We start from the raw sequence: 16,813 nt of genomic DNA, 5'->3' as shown, positions 1-16,813 counted from the left end.
AGATACGACAAGCTTGCTGTCCGCTACGAAGCGACGGTGCTCGTCGCAGCCATTAACGAGTGGCTGTGAGCAGCACTTCTGAAACACACCCTAGGTCCCCCCTTCGGGAGGCACTGTGCGGCTTGCTGCTGGCGTCTTCCTCGCAAGGGGCTTCATCAGGTGGTTCCTGTGCGGAAGTCCGCTTTCGGTGCAGTGGCCGATGCAGATGGAGGCGGCCGAGTGGGGGGCGAGAGGCGCTTCATCCCACTCGGCTGCCAAAAGGAACGCTAGGTCTCCTCGCTGTGCTGAGTGCGTCCAGCAGTGCGCGTCTTCTGGTCCCCGAGCGCACTCTGCTGTCGCTCGGATGCGCCACCAGGATGTCGTCGATCTTTCGCGGGTGCCGGGATGCCTTGGCCACCATGATCTGTGGGGTACGGAGCCTGGACGATGTGTTCGTCCGGCAAGAGCCACGCTGCGTGAAGCCGGTTGCGCTCAAAGGCGCTCACCAGGGCGGCTCACGCGTTCGCCCTCTCGGCGAGCGTGAATGCCGCCCGCCGGCCGCCGGTGCAACAGTTCACCCGCCTCGAATTCAGTAGCCACGGGGGGAGGCTGTCATGCCGAGACGGTCCAAGCGACCGTGACATCTCCTGAAGTTGGCGGGACTCATAGCCTGATCAGGACATGGTGATCGCGCCTCGACTGGTGTGATTTGGGCGTGGGAGTCGTGGTGGTGAGCCGCCATGCACCGGGATCGACCTGTGACGGTGCGGCAGATTGGTGATGACGTGCGCGGCGCGGGGATACGGACGCGGTTCCCGAGTCCTATGCCGAAACCCGCAGGACGTAGCCCTCAACACCCCGGACGCTCGTGCGACGTGACAGTTGCTCAGCCCGTCCGAACAGCAGGTGAGTCAAGTCGGAAGACTCAGCTTGAGCCAGTGCTGAATCTATTCAGCACCATCAGGCAGAGTTTCACGCCAACGACTTGGCTGACGCTGTCCAGCAAGCAATCCGGCAGTAGGCTTCGAATTCATTGACAGGATCATCTCCGGTTTGGGAGTACCATGCTCGTGCGGCGGATAGTCACGGCAACAGCGGCGTCGGCGATCGCCGTCGTGATGACGTTGGTCGGGGCCGGTAGCGCTTCAGCATCTGACAACTTCTACATCGGCGGGTCCGAAGGAGAAGTGGACAACAGCCCTGGAAACGGGGCTCCGGGCTGGATATGGGTATATGCCGGCTCGGATTACAATTCCATCGACAATGCGTCCGCAACACTCGAATTCCAACTTGCCGACGGCAGCAGCGGAACGTACACCGTGCTAAAGGATCAGGCTGGATCCACGAATCTCTGGTCCGCGGTCTGGTCCGCCAGACTCTGCATCACAACTACATACAAGCAGCATTACAACTGCACAGACTGGCACGAGTACGCGTAGCCACTGCCGACTGCTCAACCTCGGAGGCCTCGGACACAGGGTGTCAACGGGGCCGAACGACCGACAGTCGGGCCGTGACGGACGATTCGTCCGTCACGGCCCGGCTGGTATCGCCTTCGTGCTCACCGCCCGGCGCAACTCCGTCGCCGACGACGCCAAGGACCTGGGCGGCCTCGAAGAAGGACACCGCTCGCGGCTACAGCAGCTGTCCCGTCAGGCACGGGAGCGGCGGTCACGGGGCCTTCTTCAGCGTGAAGTCGCCGAGAGTCGGGCCCTGCATCGTCAATTTCACCTGGGTGGTCTGCGACTCATAGCCCTCCATCGAGACGGTCACCGTGAGCGGGTCGCCATGAGCGTCGAGCCACAGGAAGCAGGTTCCGTCGTCGGCGGTCGTCAGGGTGTGGCTCGACTTCTTGCCGATGAACTGGACGGTGGCCCCGGCGAGGGGGGCCGTACCGCCTTCGCCGTCGTCACCGAGCACGGTGCCCGCGTATGTGCCCCATCCCTTGGGAGGGTTGACGGTCATCGTCACCGGTATCGAGGCGACGTGGTACGGCGTGTCGGTGCGCACGCGCAACTTCGCCGCATAGACGCCTGGTTGAGTGACCTCGGAGACCGTGGCATCCAGAGACACGGTCACGGTGGTGCTGGCTCCCGGTCGCAGGTTCGCCTGCTGACCCTGGAGACCGAGCCAGGTCACGTCGTCCGTACGGTCCCCCTGGTCGTATCCAGGTAGCACGCTGGCGGTGGCGACCGGCGCCGAGTTGGCCGCCCGTCTGCCTCCGACACTGTAGAAGCCAGGAGCCGCACCACCGCGGTAGATCGTGGAAACGGCGTTGGGCAGTGCTGTCCACGTGCCGGCTTGGGCGTCGTAGGCGAAGCTCTTGTTGGTGACGCTGGCCGCAGTCCTGCCGCCGATGGTGATGAGCAGGCCGTTCGCCGCCGCATAGGACGGTCCCCACAGCGCGACGGGCATGTCCGCGATCGGTGACCAGCTGTCGGTCACCGGGTCGTAGGCGTAGGCGTGCTTCGTGATAGCACTGTTCGACGTCGCGCCGCCGGCGCAGTAGAGCATGTCGGCGATCTCGCCGCAGGCGGTCCAGGTGATGGGTATGGGGTACGGGGCCATCGCCGACCACTTGTCGGTGACCGGGTCGTAGGCGTACACGTCCGTGGTGTCGCAGGCCTTCTCGGCGCATCCGCCGACGACGTACAGCTTGCCGTCCAGGACCGCGCTTCCGGAGCCGGCGTAGGGCTTGGGTGAGGGCGCTCCGGTGCTCCAGGTGTCGGAGGCCGGGTCGTATATCTCCAGCTTGGGATCGGGTGTGCCATCGTTGCGCCATCCGCCCACGGCGTAGAACTTGCCGCCGATGAATCCCTTGGCCGGTGCATCACGTTGGTCGGCTGCCGACGCCAGTTGCGACCAGGTGTCGGTGCCGGGGTCGTAGGCGTACATGTCCGAGTTGTAGGCGTTGGTGCTGCTGGTGTAGCCGAAGGCCGAGTAGAGCAGGCCTCCGTACGCGGCGACCGCGTTGTCCATCGTGGCCGTCGGCAGATCTGCCACCGACTGCCAGGCTGCGCCGTCGACCGGGGGCGTTTGCGCCTCGGGGCTGCCGACCTGCTCGGCGACGGAGAAGGTCGCGGGAGCCTTGCCGGTGTTCTTTATCGTCAGCTTCGTCGTGGCTCTGCCGCCCAAGGTCAGTGTCTTGTCCACGGCTTCCTGCTTGATGGTGAGCTTTCCGGCTTGGAGGCTGTGGTCGATCTCGGTCACGGCGTCCGGCACCACGCGCGCTGTCTCGGTCCCGGTGGCGAACTTGCTCTTGGTCACCGTGAAGGACTGTTTGCCGAGAGTGTCCGAGAAGAGCCAGTAGAAGCCGTCGTCCAGCTGCGGGTCGTTCGGAGTGGCCACCGTCATGCCGGTCTGCCCGTGATCATCGGCGTTGCGGACCCTCGCATCGAGGACGCCGGCACCGGTGTTGGCGTCGGTGATGACACCGGCCACCAACCCGCCGCTCACGGGGGTGGTGGGGCGGTCGCCGATGAAGACGTTGTCAAGTTCCCAGTAGTTGTCGTAGGCGGCGACAAAACGGAACCGCACCTGGACGGTCTTGGCTCCGGAGTAGGCGGCGATCGGAAGGTCTATATGCCCGGGCTGGCTGACCGCGGTGTACGTGCGCAGATTGGTCCAAGTGGCGCCGCCGTCGGTGGTGATGTCGACCGTGCCGGTTTGACTGGGCGAGGCAAAGTAGGCCATGTCGAAGGAGATCCGCGGCCTGGTGTAGTCGCTGAAGTCGTAGACCGGGCTGATCAGTGACGTGTCCTGCCGCTTGCCGTTGCCGTAGACGAGACTGTCGGCCAGGGCGAAGCCCCCACTGCCTCCGGTCTTGTTCGTACGGTTTACAGGGTCCGAGAACTGCCAGCCACCCGTGGTGCCGGCGGCATTGACGACGCTCCAGCCGTCGGGTGGGGAATCCGTTGCGTCGAACGCTTCGGTGCGGCCGACGGTCCCCACGTCGTAGCCCGCGAAAGTGTCCTTCTCGGCGTCCACGGAGAGGGCGACGTCGACCGCTCGTGTCGAGGATCCGACGGTGATGTCCTTCGTGGCTGTCTGGTACCCGGGGTACTGGGCGACGATCTTCAGTGTGTAGTCATGGTCTTCCGGCAGTTTCAGCTTGTAGACGCCGGTGTTGGGGTTGGTGAAGACAGGTGCGCCGGGCACGTCCTCGGCGGTGACCGACGCATAGAGCGGGTATCCGTGGCCGGAGCCGTCAGTGATCTTGCCGGTGACGGTCCGGGACGGCGCGGCGTCCAGCGAGATGTCCTGTGCGATCGAGTCCTCGTCGGCGACCGTGACCGCTGTGGTCTTGGTCCGGTAGCCGTAGGCGGCGGCGTGCAGGTCGTAGCTGCCGGGCGGGAGCGTGAGGGAATAGTGTCCGTGGGAGTTCACGGTGGTCTGGTAGCCGTCCGCTGTGACGGTCGCCGTGGTCAGCGGGGCTCCGGTCGAGTCCGTGACGGTGCCGCTCACCGTGCCGTGCGGGTAGTTGCGGAAGGCGGCCAGGCCGTTGGGACTGCCGAGACCCGTCGGTCCGTCATAGCCGGCGCCCGCGGTGCAGAGATAGGCCGGTGTGCACGTGCCGTTGGCGCCGCTGGTGACGTCGTTGAGCGCGGACCGCTTGAAATAGGGGTAGGCGTTCGGATAGGTGCCCGCATCGGGAACGGCGGCGGCCGCGTATACGCCGGTAATGATGGGGGCGGCGGCGCTGGTGCCCCCCATCTGTCCCCAGCCGTGGCCTCCGTACGACTGGTAGAACGCCAGGCCGGTGTACGGGTCGGCGACCGCCGCCACATCCGCCACCGACCTCGTGTCGCAGCCGGTGTCCGTCTGGAAGCCGGGCTTGGGCTCGTACGCCGAACACCCCGACCCGCCGAGGGCCCACGCCGATTCGGTCCAGCCACGCGACGCGGTCGTGCTCGGCCTGAGTGACGTGCCGCCGACGGCGGTCACGTGTTGCGAGGCGGCCGGGTAGGAGACGCCGTACCCGAGGTCCCCGGTGGAGGCGACCATCGCGACGCCCGGATGGTCGTAGTGGGCGTCGAACTCGGTGGCCTCCTCCGGAACCTCGCCGCTGCCCGGCTCGCTGGTGTATTCGCTTCCGTAGGAGTTGGAGACGTACTGGGCTCCCTGCGCGACCGCCTGGTCGACGGCGGCGAAGATGTCCTGGAAGTCGGTGCTGTCCGCCTCGACCAGCAGGAGGTGCGCGGCGGGCGCGGAGGCCGAGACCATGTCCACGTCGAGGGAAGCCTCGGCCGCCCAGCTGCTGTTCGGCTCGGGGAAGTCGGTGCCGCCCCGCTGATCGATCTTGCGGAAGCAGCCGCTGGCGGCCGTGCACTCGGGCAGACCGTACTGCTCACGGTAGACAGCCAGATCGGCCTCTGCCGTCGGGTCGTCGTAGGCCACCACGATGGCGACCGTGCGCCCTTCGCCGCCGTCTACCGGCAAGTTGTACGCGCTCTGCAGATCGGAGGGGCCGTACCCGTACGGTGCCGTGGCCGAAACCCCGTGCTTGCCGACGGTATCCGTGCGTCGCAGCGCAAAACACCCGACATGGCCGGGTTTCGGCGCCGAGCACACGGACTCCACGGCCGGCTTGGTGTCCTGCGCCGACCCGTCGGCGGTGGACGCCGCCGACGCCGCCGCGGCAAGGGGCAGACCGGCACTCAGCACCGCCATCACGATGAAGGCGACAACCCCCAGGCCCATGGGCGTCGGCCCGGGTCTCGCCGTGAACAGCCTAGATATTCGCAACGTGTGACTCCTGTGCGCTTGTACCTCGGACCAACCCTTTGACCACCGGTTGACTACGAACCCTTGTTCGCAACAGACGTTTTCGCAGATGAGCCGATGAAAGGTCAAGTAACAATATTCATGGGCAGGTTCCGGGCATACGTCACCGAACCGACGGCCCGGGTGACTGACCGAGCCGTACGCCGGTGACGAGCGGTGCACATGTCCACCATGAGCGCGAGCGGCACGGTGACGGCCGCCGGGAGGTGCGGTGCCTGAGGGTGGTGGGTGATGACACCGAGTGGGGCCGGGTCGGATCGAAGAGAAGCCTAGGGATCGCGAGCCTGTCCGTTTGCCTGTTCGTGCACCGACGTTGTTCCCTCCGCGCACACGGTGGCGGGGTGCGCGAGTCGCGGGCCCCGGTCCGGGAGCCCGCTCTGACCGCGGACAGTTCGTCAAGCCTGGCCCGGCCAGCCACGCACTGCGCTTCAGAGCGAGCGCGGAGGTGCCTCCCTGGGCAAGAGTCCGTGCGTTCGTCGACGCAAACCTCGAGCACGAGTTCGTAGGGTTCGGGACGACAATCCGGCTTTCTCGGTTGCGCTGCGGCCCTTGTGCGCCGATCTGCGAGCCGCGGTCTCCCCTACCGGGATGCAGACGGCTTCGGAGCGCTGCCTGGCCGATCTTCAAAGGGGTGAGCATGAATACACACACCCAGCCACTTCTTCGGGTGTGGGCGTGGCAGAAGGACGCCGCCTGCCGAGGCATGGACAGCTCCGTCTTCTTCTCACCGGACAGCGAAAGAGGCCGTGCTCGTCAACGGCGAGAAGAAGCCGCACGGACCATCTGCCGTGAGTGCCCCGTGAGCGGTCCCTGCGGCCGTTTCGCCCAGGCGTCGCAGCAGGAGTACGGCGTTTGGGGCGGCTACACCGAGAATGAGCGGCGCTCCGCCACCGGTGTGACCGGCCAGACCTGAGCTCCTCGCGTCTTCGACGCCTCCGGGCCGCCTCCGCTCGGGAGGACGGTCAGTCGCCGGCGTTTCGCTGTGCCATGACCAGGGGTATCCGGCGAATGTCGTCCAGCGTCAGGACGGCCCCTGCCATGGCACAGGCGACACGCATGCCGATCAGGCTGTCGACCTCGCCGGGTTCGAGGTCCTCCCAGTCGGCGATCCCGGCGGCCTCGAACGCGGCGACCAGTTCGGCGGGCATGCCGGGAAGTCGTTCTTCGAGGCTGAGATCGTCGATGACGACTTCCTCGACCTCCTCGCCGTCCACGGCGTATTGGAGACTGGCGTGCCCGTTGATGGTGTATATGGTCGTGACCGCTGTCCGCCCCCCACGGGAGAGGGCTTCGGCGGTGCCGTCGAAGGTGTATCCCAAGTCGTCGTAGACGAAGGTCCATTGTCCGATGCGGCCGGCGAGCAGTGTGGCAGCGTCTCCCGTGTCACTGCCGGAGGCTGCACCTGGCAGTGACGTGTACTGGTTCGGCTTCTTGTCGGGAAGCACGCACGGGCGGATCGAAGCGGGCTCGACGCGAAGGACCTCCAGTGCCCGCAGGGGGCCGATGTCTCTCACTACATGCAGACTGTGGTTCGGATCTTCGCTGGCGAGGTCGCGTATCCATACCGGTAGCCCTTCCGAATCGAGCATGTCCCGCGGGAATCCAGGCGTGACCATGGGCGACCTCTCAACGCTCTTCATCGTGTCCCGGCGCACCGGAAAGGTGCCGCAGGCTGCTCCGGAGAGATCGCGTGCCAGGCGACGGTCGAGCAAGATTCCAGAGGGAGGGTGGCGCGCGCAACTCGACCGTGATCCTTGGTCGGTGGCCGGACACCGTCAACGTTCGACAGCGGGATCTGCTCGAACGCGCACTGACGATGCTTCGGAGGGCACAAGGCGCCTCGGCTGCTGGACTGCCGGATCGACTTGGGTTGAACTGTGGCGAGGGTCAGTCCCGTGTGGCCGGAATCTTCCTCCGGTCCGTCGATGATCCGTAGGAAACGCCCAGGTCCACAGGCCGAGGCATGGGGTCACAGTCGCCGCCCGCAGCCCGGGACCCGTTCGTCGGCCGGACCCGCGACGCGGGCGGCTCGGCTGCTGGAGCGCCTGCCGCTGCACGGCGTCCCGAAAATTGTTCCTGCACTTCTTCCTGGTACCTCTCGCGCAGGTGCGATGTGCTGACACCGCTCGCCGTGAGCCCTCAGACCGCCTTGATCGTCGATGGATCAGGCGGCTGGAGACCGCTCGCGCCCGACGGCCGCGTCGGCTGCGCGTCCGCATGACCTCGCCAGGGAGTTGCCGTGTCCGTGGTCCTGTCCACTGCTCCGCTGTCCGTCTCGGACCGAGCCGACTTCTGGCAGGACGCCGTGTCGCGAACGTTCGTCCCGCTGGATGTCGATCTGCATGAGGACGAGCCGGCGACAGCGACGATCGTCAGCCGCCGAGTGGGCTTCATGCAGGTGTCGACGGTCACGGCCGGACCGCAGACGGTCACGCGAAAGCCCCGGATGATCGCGAGAGACGGCAAGGAGACCGTGACTCTCACCCTGATGCACCGAGGGATCGCCGAACGCTCCCAGGACGGCCGGAACGCGGTCGTGAACCCCGGGCAGTTCTCGCTGTCGGACTCCCGACGCCCCTACGACAAGGCGCTGCGGCAGGCGTTCAGCCTCACTTCGTTCCACTTCCCCAGATCCGCTCTCGGAGTGAGCGATCTCGAACTGCAGGCCGCGACCGCCACGTCCTTCGGCCAGGACGAGCCGCTCTCCGCCCTTCTCGCCGGGCACCTGAAGCGTCTTGACGGAAGTGCCGAGTCGGTCGCTCCCACGCAGGCCGACAGGCTCGCCGCAGTGACCTGTGACCTGCTGGCGTGCCTGATCCAGGAGAGGCATGGGCGGCTGGCTCCCCAAGAGCCTGCCGCGATCCAGGCCATGCTCCTTCGCATCAAGGAGTACATCATGCGACATCTGGCGGATCCGGACTTGTCTCTTGTGGAGATCGCCGGCGCTCACCAGGTGTCGCTCAGGTATCTGCACAAGCTCTTCGAGACGGAAGGCGTCACCGTGGCGCGGTGGATCCAGCAACAGCGTCTGGAGCGCTGCCGGAAGGAACTTGCACGGACGACGTCCCACGCCCCGACCGTCGCGATGGTGGCCCATAGCTGGGGATTTGCCTGCGCCTCCCATTTCAGTCGCGTCTTCAGACTCGCCTACGGCATCTCTCCTCGGGAGTATCAGGCCACGGCGCGCAGGCATTCGAGGTGAAAGCGGCCATGCAGACCTTCGCGCCCACTCGTACGGTGTCCGATGTCCAGATCGACCGCAAGACGGCCGATACGACACCCCGTTCACCGGTGCAGGCACCCGAGCCGGTCCTGAGCAGCCGCCGTGAAACCGAGCCGACACCGCAGGGAGAAGGCCACTGGAGCCAAGCTCTCCACAGCACGCTGGGCATGGTTGATGTCGCGGTGCCTGACGCGCGGCACCCGGGAGCCATCCGGACGCTCCGACTGGGCCACTTGAAGCTCGCCACCATGGAAGGAGGCGAGATGCGGCTGTGGCGGGCTCAAGGCCCCGTCACGGAGGACGACGGCCTCCTGGTCGTCATGCTGGTGGAACGAGGCGCCGCTACGGTCGAGCAGGAAAACCGCCGGGTCTTCCTGAGGCCCGGAGAAATGGTCTTCTACGACGTGGCACGGCCCGTGTCGCTCGAATTCCCCGACCCGTTCTGTGTGAAGTTGCTCGTCCTGCCCCGCCGGCTCATCGGTTTGAAAGAGGATCATCTTCAACGGGTCATCGCGACACCGGTCCGTCCCGACACGACCATGGGCTCACTGGTTGCCGCGTTTCTGACGCAGCTGGTCGACACGGCGGCGGACTGCCCGGCAGCCACGGGAGTTCCTCTTGCGAGCAGCGCCATCGATCTGCTGGGTCTCCTGGCCGAGGAACAAGTAGGTCTGAGGTCGCATGCCTCGGCAGGTCTCGACCGCCTGCTGGAGATCAAGAGGTTCATCGAACAGAACATCAACGATCCGGACCTCACGCCGCAGACCGTGGCCCGCGCCAACTCGATTTCCGTCCGCTACCTTCACAAGCTCTTCCAGGCCGACGGCGGAACCGCCGGTCAGTGGATTCAGCGGTGCCGACTGCAGAAATGCCGAAGTGAACTGGCCGGGTTGGACGCTACGAAGCGCTCCATTTCCGGAGTGGCCCACCGGTGGGGTTTCACCAGCGCGTCCCACTTCAGCCGGGCGTTCCGGTCCCTCTACGGAATCTCGCCGGCCGAGTGGAGAGACCCGGGCGTGAAGCTCCTCAAGGAGTCCATGGCAGAAACGGACACGGCCCCCGCGTAGTTGGGTCTTCCGCGGTATGCCAGGCCGGTCGGCATACGGCCGTGGGTCCTGAGCAGAGTGGTCCGGCGGGTGAGGACCGGTCGGTAGTGGACGCCGATGTGACCAGCATCGACGAACCGGACCCGGCGACCACGATCACGTCATCGACGACAGGGCCCCTTGCTTCGCGCTGGACTCGACAACCACCAGCTGCCAAGAGGCCCCTCTTCCACGCCCAGCGGCCGATGCGCCCGAGCCGGTGCTCGGGCCAGTGCGCTGACGGACAACGTTCTGTGCACTGACCGGAATCCCGGGAAACACGGCCCGGTCTAACTTCGTGGTGAACAGTCGCAACGCAGCTCCACGTGCGCCTCGTCGACACCTCAGCCGACACCTCACCCGCGTTCGATGCGGCGTTGCACGAACCTCACAACCTGCGTCCCACGAAGGCGGTCGACGCATGGGAGTACGACGAATGCACACGCTGATGACTGACGCCACTCACACCTATGACCACCTCCTCGACAGCCTACGAGGCGCCGCGCCCTGGGCAATGGGTCGGACAGGTCCCGCGCCGCAGGCCGTCCACGGACCGGAGTACGACGCGGCGACCGAGTGGGAGCCGGTGGGCGCGCTCATCGCACGGCAGTGCCGGTCCTCCTCCTCGGCCGTGGCCCTTCACACCGACGACGGCGACCTCACCTACGGCGAACTCGACGTCCAGGCGGACGTCACAGCCTCCGCACTCGTCCGAGCCGGTATCGGGAAGGGAGACATCGTCGCCCTCGTCTTCGAGCGGAGCGTGGAGTTCGTGGTGGCGGTGCTCGCCGTGTGGCGCGCCGGAGCCGCCTACCTGCCGCTCTCCCCCGGCCATCCCGAGGCGTGGCTGGTCGAAGCCGCACGCCAGGCGAAGGTCTCGCTCGTACTCGGCCGACCGATCCCCGGCTACCCGAGTCTGGAGGAGGTGCCCGAACACGCCGGCCCCGTACAGGATCGCAACGCCCCCGGCGACCTGGCTTACGTGATCGCCACGTCCGGATCGACCGGGACGCCGAAGCTCGTCATGATCGAGCACCGGGGACTGGCCAATCTCGCCCGAGCCCAGCGGGTGTTCTTCGGCGTGCTGCCCGCGCGCACTCGCGTGCTGCTGTTCGCGCATCCCGCCTTCGACGCGGCCCTGTTCGACATCGTGCTGGCGCTCACGAACGGCGTCCGCCTCGACATACCGGACGTGTCCATCCACTCCGGTGAGTCCCTCGCCCGCGTGCTCACGGACCAGCGCATCACCCACGCCGTGCTGCCCGCGGCGGTGCTCCGGACACTCGGACCGGGCGGTTTCCCCGACCTGGAGGTGCTGATCAGCATCGGTGACGTCTGCCTTCCCGAGACGGCCCGGAGATGGGCGCCCCATCACCGCTTCGTCAACGGCTACGGCCCCACAGAGACCACGATCTGCACCACCTTGCACACGGTGACCGGGACGGAGAGCACCCGCGTGCCGATCGGCCGGCCGATCGCCGGTACCCACATCGTCGTACTCGACGACGATCGTCGACCGGTGCCGACCGGCTCGGTGGGCGAGATCTGCATCGGCGGCCTCGGCGTCGGACCGGGTTACCTGGGCGATCCGGAGCTGACCGCCCGGCGGTTCATCGAGGACCCCGGTGCGGGCCGGCTCTACCGCAGCGGCGACCTGGGACGGCTGCTCGCCGACGGCACCCTGGAGTTCCTCGGCCGGAAGGACGACCAGGTGAAGGTCCGCGGCGCGCGGATAGAGCTCGGACAGGTGGAGGCGGCGCTCGCCGCGCAGCCCGGGGTCCGTGACGCGCTCGCCCTCGTCGACCGGGCGGGAGAGCCGCGGCTGCTCGGATACGTGGTCGGCGACGCGGATCCCGGCCGGCTGCGCGAGTCGCTGGCCCGCGAGATACCCGGATATCTGGTGCCCGACCGGATCACGGTGGTGGACCGCTGGCCGCTCACGGTGAGCGGCAAGGTCGACCGGGAGGCGCTGCCCCGCCCCGGCCTGGGGGCCGCGCGGGCACAGGAACCGCGCAACGAGACCGAGGCCGCGGTGGTCAAGGCGGCCGCCGAGTTGCTCGGCATCGACGCGCAGCGGATCGGCGTGGACGACGACCTGTTGTCGTGGGGCGGCAACTCGCTCTTCGCAACCCAGTTGGTGGCCCGCCTGCGAACCCGTCTGGGGACGGAAGTCGCCCTGAGCTCCGTCCTGGGAAGCGCCACCCCGGCCGGCATCGCGGCCGGCATCGAAGAACAGCCGCAGGACCTCGGACCGCGACGCAACGGCGCCCCGCCGGAACCGTCCTTCGCACAGCGCCGCGTGTGGCTGATGGAGGCGGTCGATCCTGGTGCGCGCGCCTATGTGAGCCAGTCGGTGTTCCGGCTGAGCGGCGACCTCTCGCTGCCCGCCCTCGAAGCGAGCCTCACCGAGATCGTCCGCACCCAGGACGCGCTGCGCAGCCGGTTCCTCGTGGACGACGGCGACCTGGCCTGCGTACTCGATGATCCGTGGCCGGTGCGGCTGGACGTCCGGGACTTCACCGGGCGGGATGACCAGTCGGCGGCCGTCGGCCACGCCGTACGCGAGCTGGTGGAGATGCCGTTCGACCTGGCCGTGGAGCCTCCGTTTCGCTGGGCGCTGTTGCGCCTGGCCCACGACGAGCACATTTTCGTGCACATCGAGCACCATGTGATCCACGACGGCTGGTCACTACGTCGCTTCGTGCGCGACCTCCTCGACGGATACGCCGAGTACCTGGCGCACGGCGCGGTGACACGTGACGCGCCGCCGGTGAGCTATTACGACTACGCACGGTGGCAGAAGCAATGGCTCGCGTCCCCGCAGGCGGCGAAGCAACGGGAGTTCTGGCGCGCGGAGCTGGCCGGCGCGGAGACCGTGCTGCGCCTGCCGCGGCGCATCGCGGCGCACACCACGCGGTTCCTGGGCCGGGCGCCGCGGACCGAGATCGACGCGGACCTGGCTCGCCGGCTCTCCGACCTGGCGAACCGTTCCGGCACGACCCTCTACATCACCTTGCTCAGCGCGTTCTTCGTGCTGCTGCACGCCTACACCGGCTCACGGGACCTGCTCGTCGGATCAGCGGTTGCCAACCGCCGCTGGCGGCAGACCGAGGACGTGCTCGGCATGTTCGTCAACATGGTCGTCTTCCGGGGGCGTCTTGACGAGGGGTGCACGTTCCTCGATGTCCTGGAACAGACACGTGAACGGTCAAAGAGGGTCTACGAGCACCAGGAGCTGCCCTACGACCAGATCTTCGAGGCATCCCCCGCGGCTCACGGCGACAGCGCACGTCCGCTGACGCAGGCGGTGTTCAGTTTCCACGACTCTCCGCTCGGCCCACTGCGCCCGACGTCTCTGGGCGTCGACTTCATCGAGGGACTCGGCAACGGGTCCGCGAAATTCGACGTCTCGGTCGTCGGCGTCCCGCGCTACGCGGAACCGGGGCGCATCTCGCAGCTCGCGGGCGGCCTGGTGACCGTTCCGGCCTCCGGTGAGCGGGTGCTGCCCAGTTCACGGGGTGCCCTGGAGGGCGTCACGCTGGCGTGGGAGTTCGACACCGATCTCTTCGACGAGGTGTTCTGCACCCACATGCCGAAGGCGTACGAGAGGCTGCTGCGCTCCCTCGTGGACGAGCCCCGGGCCCCGATCGCCCGCCTCGACCTCGTGGACGACGCCACTCGGGAAGAGCTTCTGCGGTGGGGCCGGGGACCTGCCGTCGAGCCCGCGGCGCGGTGGCTGCCGGACCTCGTCAGCCGCTGGGCGCGCCAGACCCCGGACGCGCCCGCCGTCGCCGGTCCCGCTCCGCTGACGTACGCAGAACTCGAGGCGCGGTCCGACCGGGTCGCCCTGCATCTGCGGGCTGCCGGCCTGGGACCGGGCGATGTCGTCGCCGTACGGGTACCCCTGTCGCGCGAACTCGTCGTCGCCCAGCTCGCGGTGATGAAGTCGGGGGCCGCGTTCCTTCCTTCGGACCCGGGTGATCCGACATCCCGGCTGGCCGCGCTCATGGCCGACTGCGGAGCCAGGGTGCTCCTGACGACCGAGGCGCTGGCCGGTGAGGCCGTCCCCGAGGGCGTGCGCACCATGGCCCTCGAGGCGGTCGCCGATCACCGCGGTCCGATCCCGCCGGGGAGGGGTTCGGACGCCTGCTACGTGATGTACACCTCCGGCAGCAGCGGCGTACCGAAGGGCGTCGTCGTCGAGCATCATTCCGTCGCCGCCCGGTTCGCCGACCACGACGTGACCGAGTTCCGGCCGGGTGACAGCTGTCTCGCTCTGACCTCTCCCGGCTTCGACATCTCTGTCCTGGAGGTGTGGGGAACGCTCGTCCACGGGGCGAGCGTGCGTTTCCTTCCCCGCCCCTGGTCCCTGTCCGCCCTGGCGGACTCCCTCGCGTCACCGCGGGTCAGCCATGCCACTTTGTCCACGGCCGTCTTCAACACCGTCGTGGCGGAGTTCCCCGAGGCCGTCCACGGACTGCGGCATCTCGGGGCCGGCGGAGACGTCATGGCCCCGGAAGCCGCCCTGCGCCTGCGTGCCACGGCCCCCGGGAACGTGACGAACTACTACGGGCCGACCGAGACCACCGTCATGGTCACCGCCATGCCCCTCAAGGACTGGCACTACGGGACCCAGCCGCGCGTGCCCATCGGCCGGCCGCTGCCCAACACCCTGATCTATGTGGTCGACGACAATCTGAGGCTGGTTCCGCCGGGCGTCGTCGGAGAGATCTGCGTCGGCGGGCCGGGCGTCGCCCGCGGCTACACCCGGCCGGCCGACGCCTTCGTGCCGAACCCGTTCGCGGAAGGGCGCCTGTACCGGACCGGTGACCGGGGCCGCTGGCTCGACGGCGGCGTGCTGGACTTCGCGGGCCGCGACGACGAACAGGTCAAGATCCGCGGCTTCCGTATCGAGCCCGGCGAAGTACGCGCGGCGCTCCTCGCCCTGCCCGCCGTACACGACGCGGTCGTCCTGGCCGACCCGAGCCAGGACGCACTGGTGGCCCACGTCCTGAGCCCGCGGACCGGGACCGACATCAGGCACGCGCTGGCCAGGGCACTGCCCAAGCATCTCGTGCCCAGCGTCGTGGTCGGCCACAACTTCTTCCCTCTCAACTCGCAGGGAAAGGTGGACATACCGGCGCTGGCCGCGGCAACGCGACCGGAGCCGTCCGGACCGCCGAGGCAGTGGCTCAATGCCCGGGAAGAGATGATCGTGTCCCTCGTCGCCGGGGTGTGCGGTGTACGGCCCGGCGCCGACGAGAACTTCTTCGACGCCGGCATGCACTCGCTGCAGGCGCTGCGGCTGGCACTGCGCGCGACGGCCGCGACAGGCCGGGACGTGGGACTCCCCCTGGTGCTCGCCCATCCCACGGTCAGGAGCCTCACGGTCGCCGTCGCCTCGGCGCCCCCGGCGAACGCCGGCCTGCGCAGGCTGCCGCGGCCATGACCCGTTTCCCGTTGTCGCCGCCGCAGAGACTGGTCCATGCCCTGCACGACGCCGACCCCACCAGACGTCGGCAGAGCACCCGCCGAGTCTTCGACGTGCGTGGCCCGTTGGACCTGGAGGCGTTCGGCCGGGCCGTGGATAGGCTCGTCCGGCGGCACGAACCACTGCGGACCGTCTACCCGTCCGGGACCCGGCAGGTCGTCGAGGCCGCGGCACACCAAGTGCTGCGCGTGGTCTCGGAGCGGCACCCCTGGACGGCCTTCGACCTGGAACACGGACCGTTGCTGAGCATCACCGTCCAGCCGCTCGGCCCCGACCACCACGAGTTCTCGTTCTGCGTGCACCTCCTGGCGGCCGACGGCTGGTCCCTGGACGTGCTCTTCGACGATCTCGGCGCGCTCTACGCGGCCGAGAGGCTGGGAGTGCCGGCGGCTCTGCCACACCTGAGGATCCAGTACGTCGACTGGGCGTCATGGCACGCGAGGCGCGTCAGTGCCGAGCGCCGAACCGAAGTGGCGCGCTGGTGGCGTTCCGCTCTGGACGGCTACCCACGCCCCCGGAGCCGTGCTCCCACCGGAGCGCCGGAAGAGGGAAGACGCCGGGCCGTCGCCCTGGACTCCGGCGCGATGTCGGCGATCCGCACCCTGGCCAACTCCCGCGGCCACACGGCGTTCACCCTGCTGGCCGCCGCCTGCGCGATCACCTTGACCTGCCGGGACCACCACGATCGCCTCCTGCTCGGACTCGCGGTGGCCAATCGTGACCATGTCGCCGTCGAACGGGTGCTGGGCTTCTACGTCACCCTCACCGTCCTGCCCGTGGACCTTCGCGGCAACCCCTCCTTCTCCGAGTTGATGCGCCGCGTGGCCGTGGCGACCGCCGCCGTGTACGCGCATCGCGAACTGTCGTTCCCGGACATCGCCTACGACTACGCAGCTTCACCCGGTGGGCGGGCCGACACTCCTGTGCCGATGCCGGTGATCTTTGCCCATCATCCGCCGAGCACGGTCGGCACCCTGTCACTCGACGGCTGCGACGTCGTCGAACTGCCGGTCTTCGACACCGCGAAATTCGCCCTGACCCTGCGAGCCCAGGACACCGCCGACGGCGGCTGCGACATCTGGGCGGAGTACGACCCTTGTCTCCACAGCGACAACGACATCGACACCCTGCTCGCCACGTACACGGCGGTCCTGGCATCGGTGGTGACCGACGCAGACCCGCGGGTCTCCGTACTGCGCTCCCGCACCTATGCCTGAGGCCGCGGGCGCTGCCGCGCCGTGCCACTCCGGC

The 16,813-nt window shown here is 67.9% G+C and carries 7 protein-coding genes; 5 read left to right on the top strand and 2 right to left on the bottom strand.

The window, feature by feature from the left end:
* Positions 1-1,650: 1,650 nt before the first annotated feature.
* A complete protein-coding gene (locus tag ACZ7OO_RS42915; protein WP_471512822.1) occupies positions 1,651-5,724 on the bottom strand; it encodes a carboxypeptidase regulatory-like domain-containing protein in 4,074 nt (1,357 codons plus the stop codon).
* A gap of 676 nt (positions 5,725-6,400) precedes the next feature.
* On the opposite strand from ACZ7OO_RS42915, the gene ACZ7OO_RS42910 reads away from it, so the two are divergent.
* On the top strand, positions 6,401-6,676 hold the full coding sequence (locus ACZ7OO_RS42910) for a WhiB family transcriptional regulator (protein WP_381243111.1): 276 nt from the start codon (positions 6,401-6,403) through the stop codon (positions 6,674-6,676).
* A 49-nt stretch (positions 6,677-6,725) separates the two neighbouring features.
* On the opposite strand, the gene ACZ7OO_RS42905 is transcribed toward ACZ7OO_RS42910, so the two are convergent.
* Positions 6,726-7,475: a DUF6461 domain-containing protein gene (locus ACZ7OO_RS42905; RefSeq protein ID WP_471512821.1), complete on the bottom strand. Its 750-nt coding sequence runs from the start codon at positions 7,473-7,475 to the stop codon at positions 6,726-6,728.
* Between the two features lie 527 nt (positions 7,476-8,002).
* On the opposite strand from ACZ7OO_RS42905, the gene ACZ7OO_RS42900 reads away from it, so the two are divergent.
* The 4 genes from ACZ7OO_RS42900 (at position 8,003) to ACZ7OO_RS42885 (ending at position 16,779) form a co-directional block, all read left to right on the top strand.
* Entirely contained in the window at positions 8,003-8,965 is a 963-nt protein-coding gene (locus tag ACZ7OO_RS42900; protein ID WP_471512820.1) for an AraC-like ligand-binding domain-containing protein, read from the top strand.
* 8 nt (positions 8,966-8,973) lie between these two features.
* Positions 8,974-10,053 carry a helix-turn-helix domain-containing protein gene (locus tag ACZ7OO_RS42895; RefSeq protein WP_471512819.1) on the top strand — a complete coding sequence of 360 codons (1,080 nt, stop codon included), beginning with the start codon at positions 8,974-8,976 and terminating at the stop codon, positions 10,051-10,053.
* A 466-nt stretch (positions 10,054-10,519) separates the two neighbouring features.
* Positions 10,520-15,520, top strand: coding sequence for an amino acid adenylation domain-containing protein (locus tag ACZ7OO_RS42890; protein WP_471512818.1), 5,001 nt, complete (start codon positions 10,520-10,522; stop codon positions 15,518-15,520).
* Positions 15,517-16,779, top strand: coding sequence for a condensation domain-containing protein (locus ACZ7OO_RS42885; RefSeq protein WP_471512817.1), 1,263 nt, complete (start codon positions 15,517-15,519; stop codon positions 16,777-16,779). Before ACZ7OO_RS42890 ends, ACZ7OO_RS42885 begins: the two co-directional genes overlap by 4 nt.
* Positions 16,780-16,813: the final 34 nt, after the last annotated feature.

The organism is Streptomyces sp. NPDC111744 (assembly GCF_055634995.1).
The sequence above is the reverse complement of the archived record's forward strand: the minus strand, read 5'-3'. Positions and strand labels throughout refer to the sequence as shown.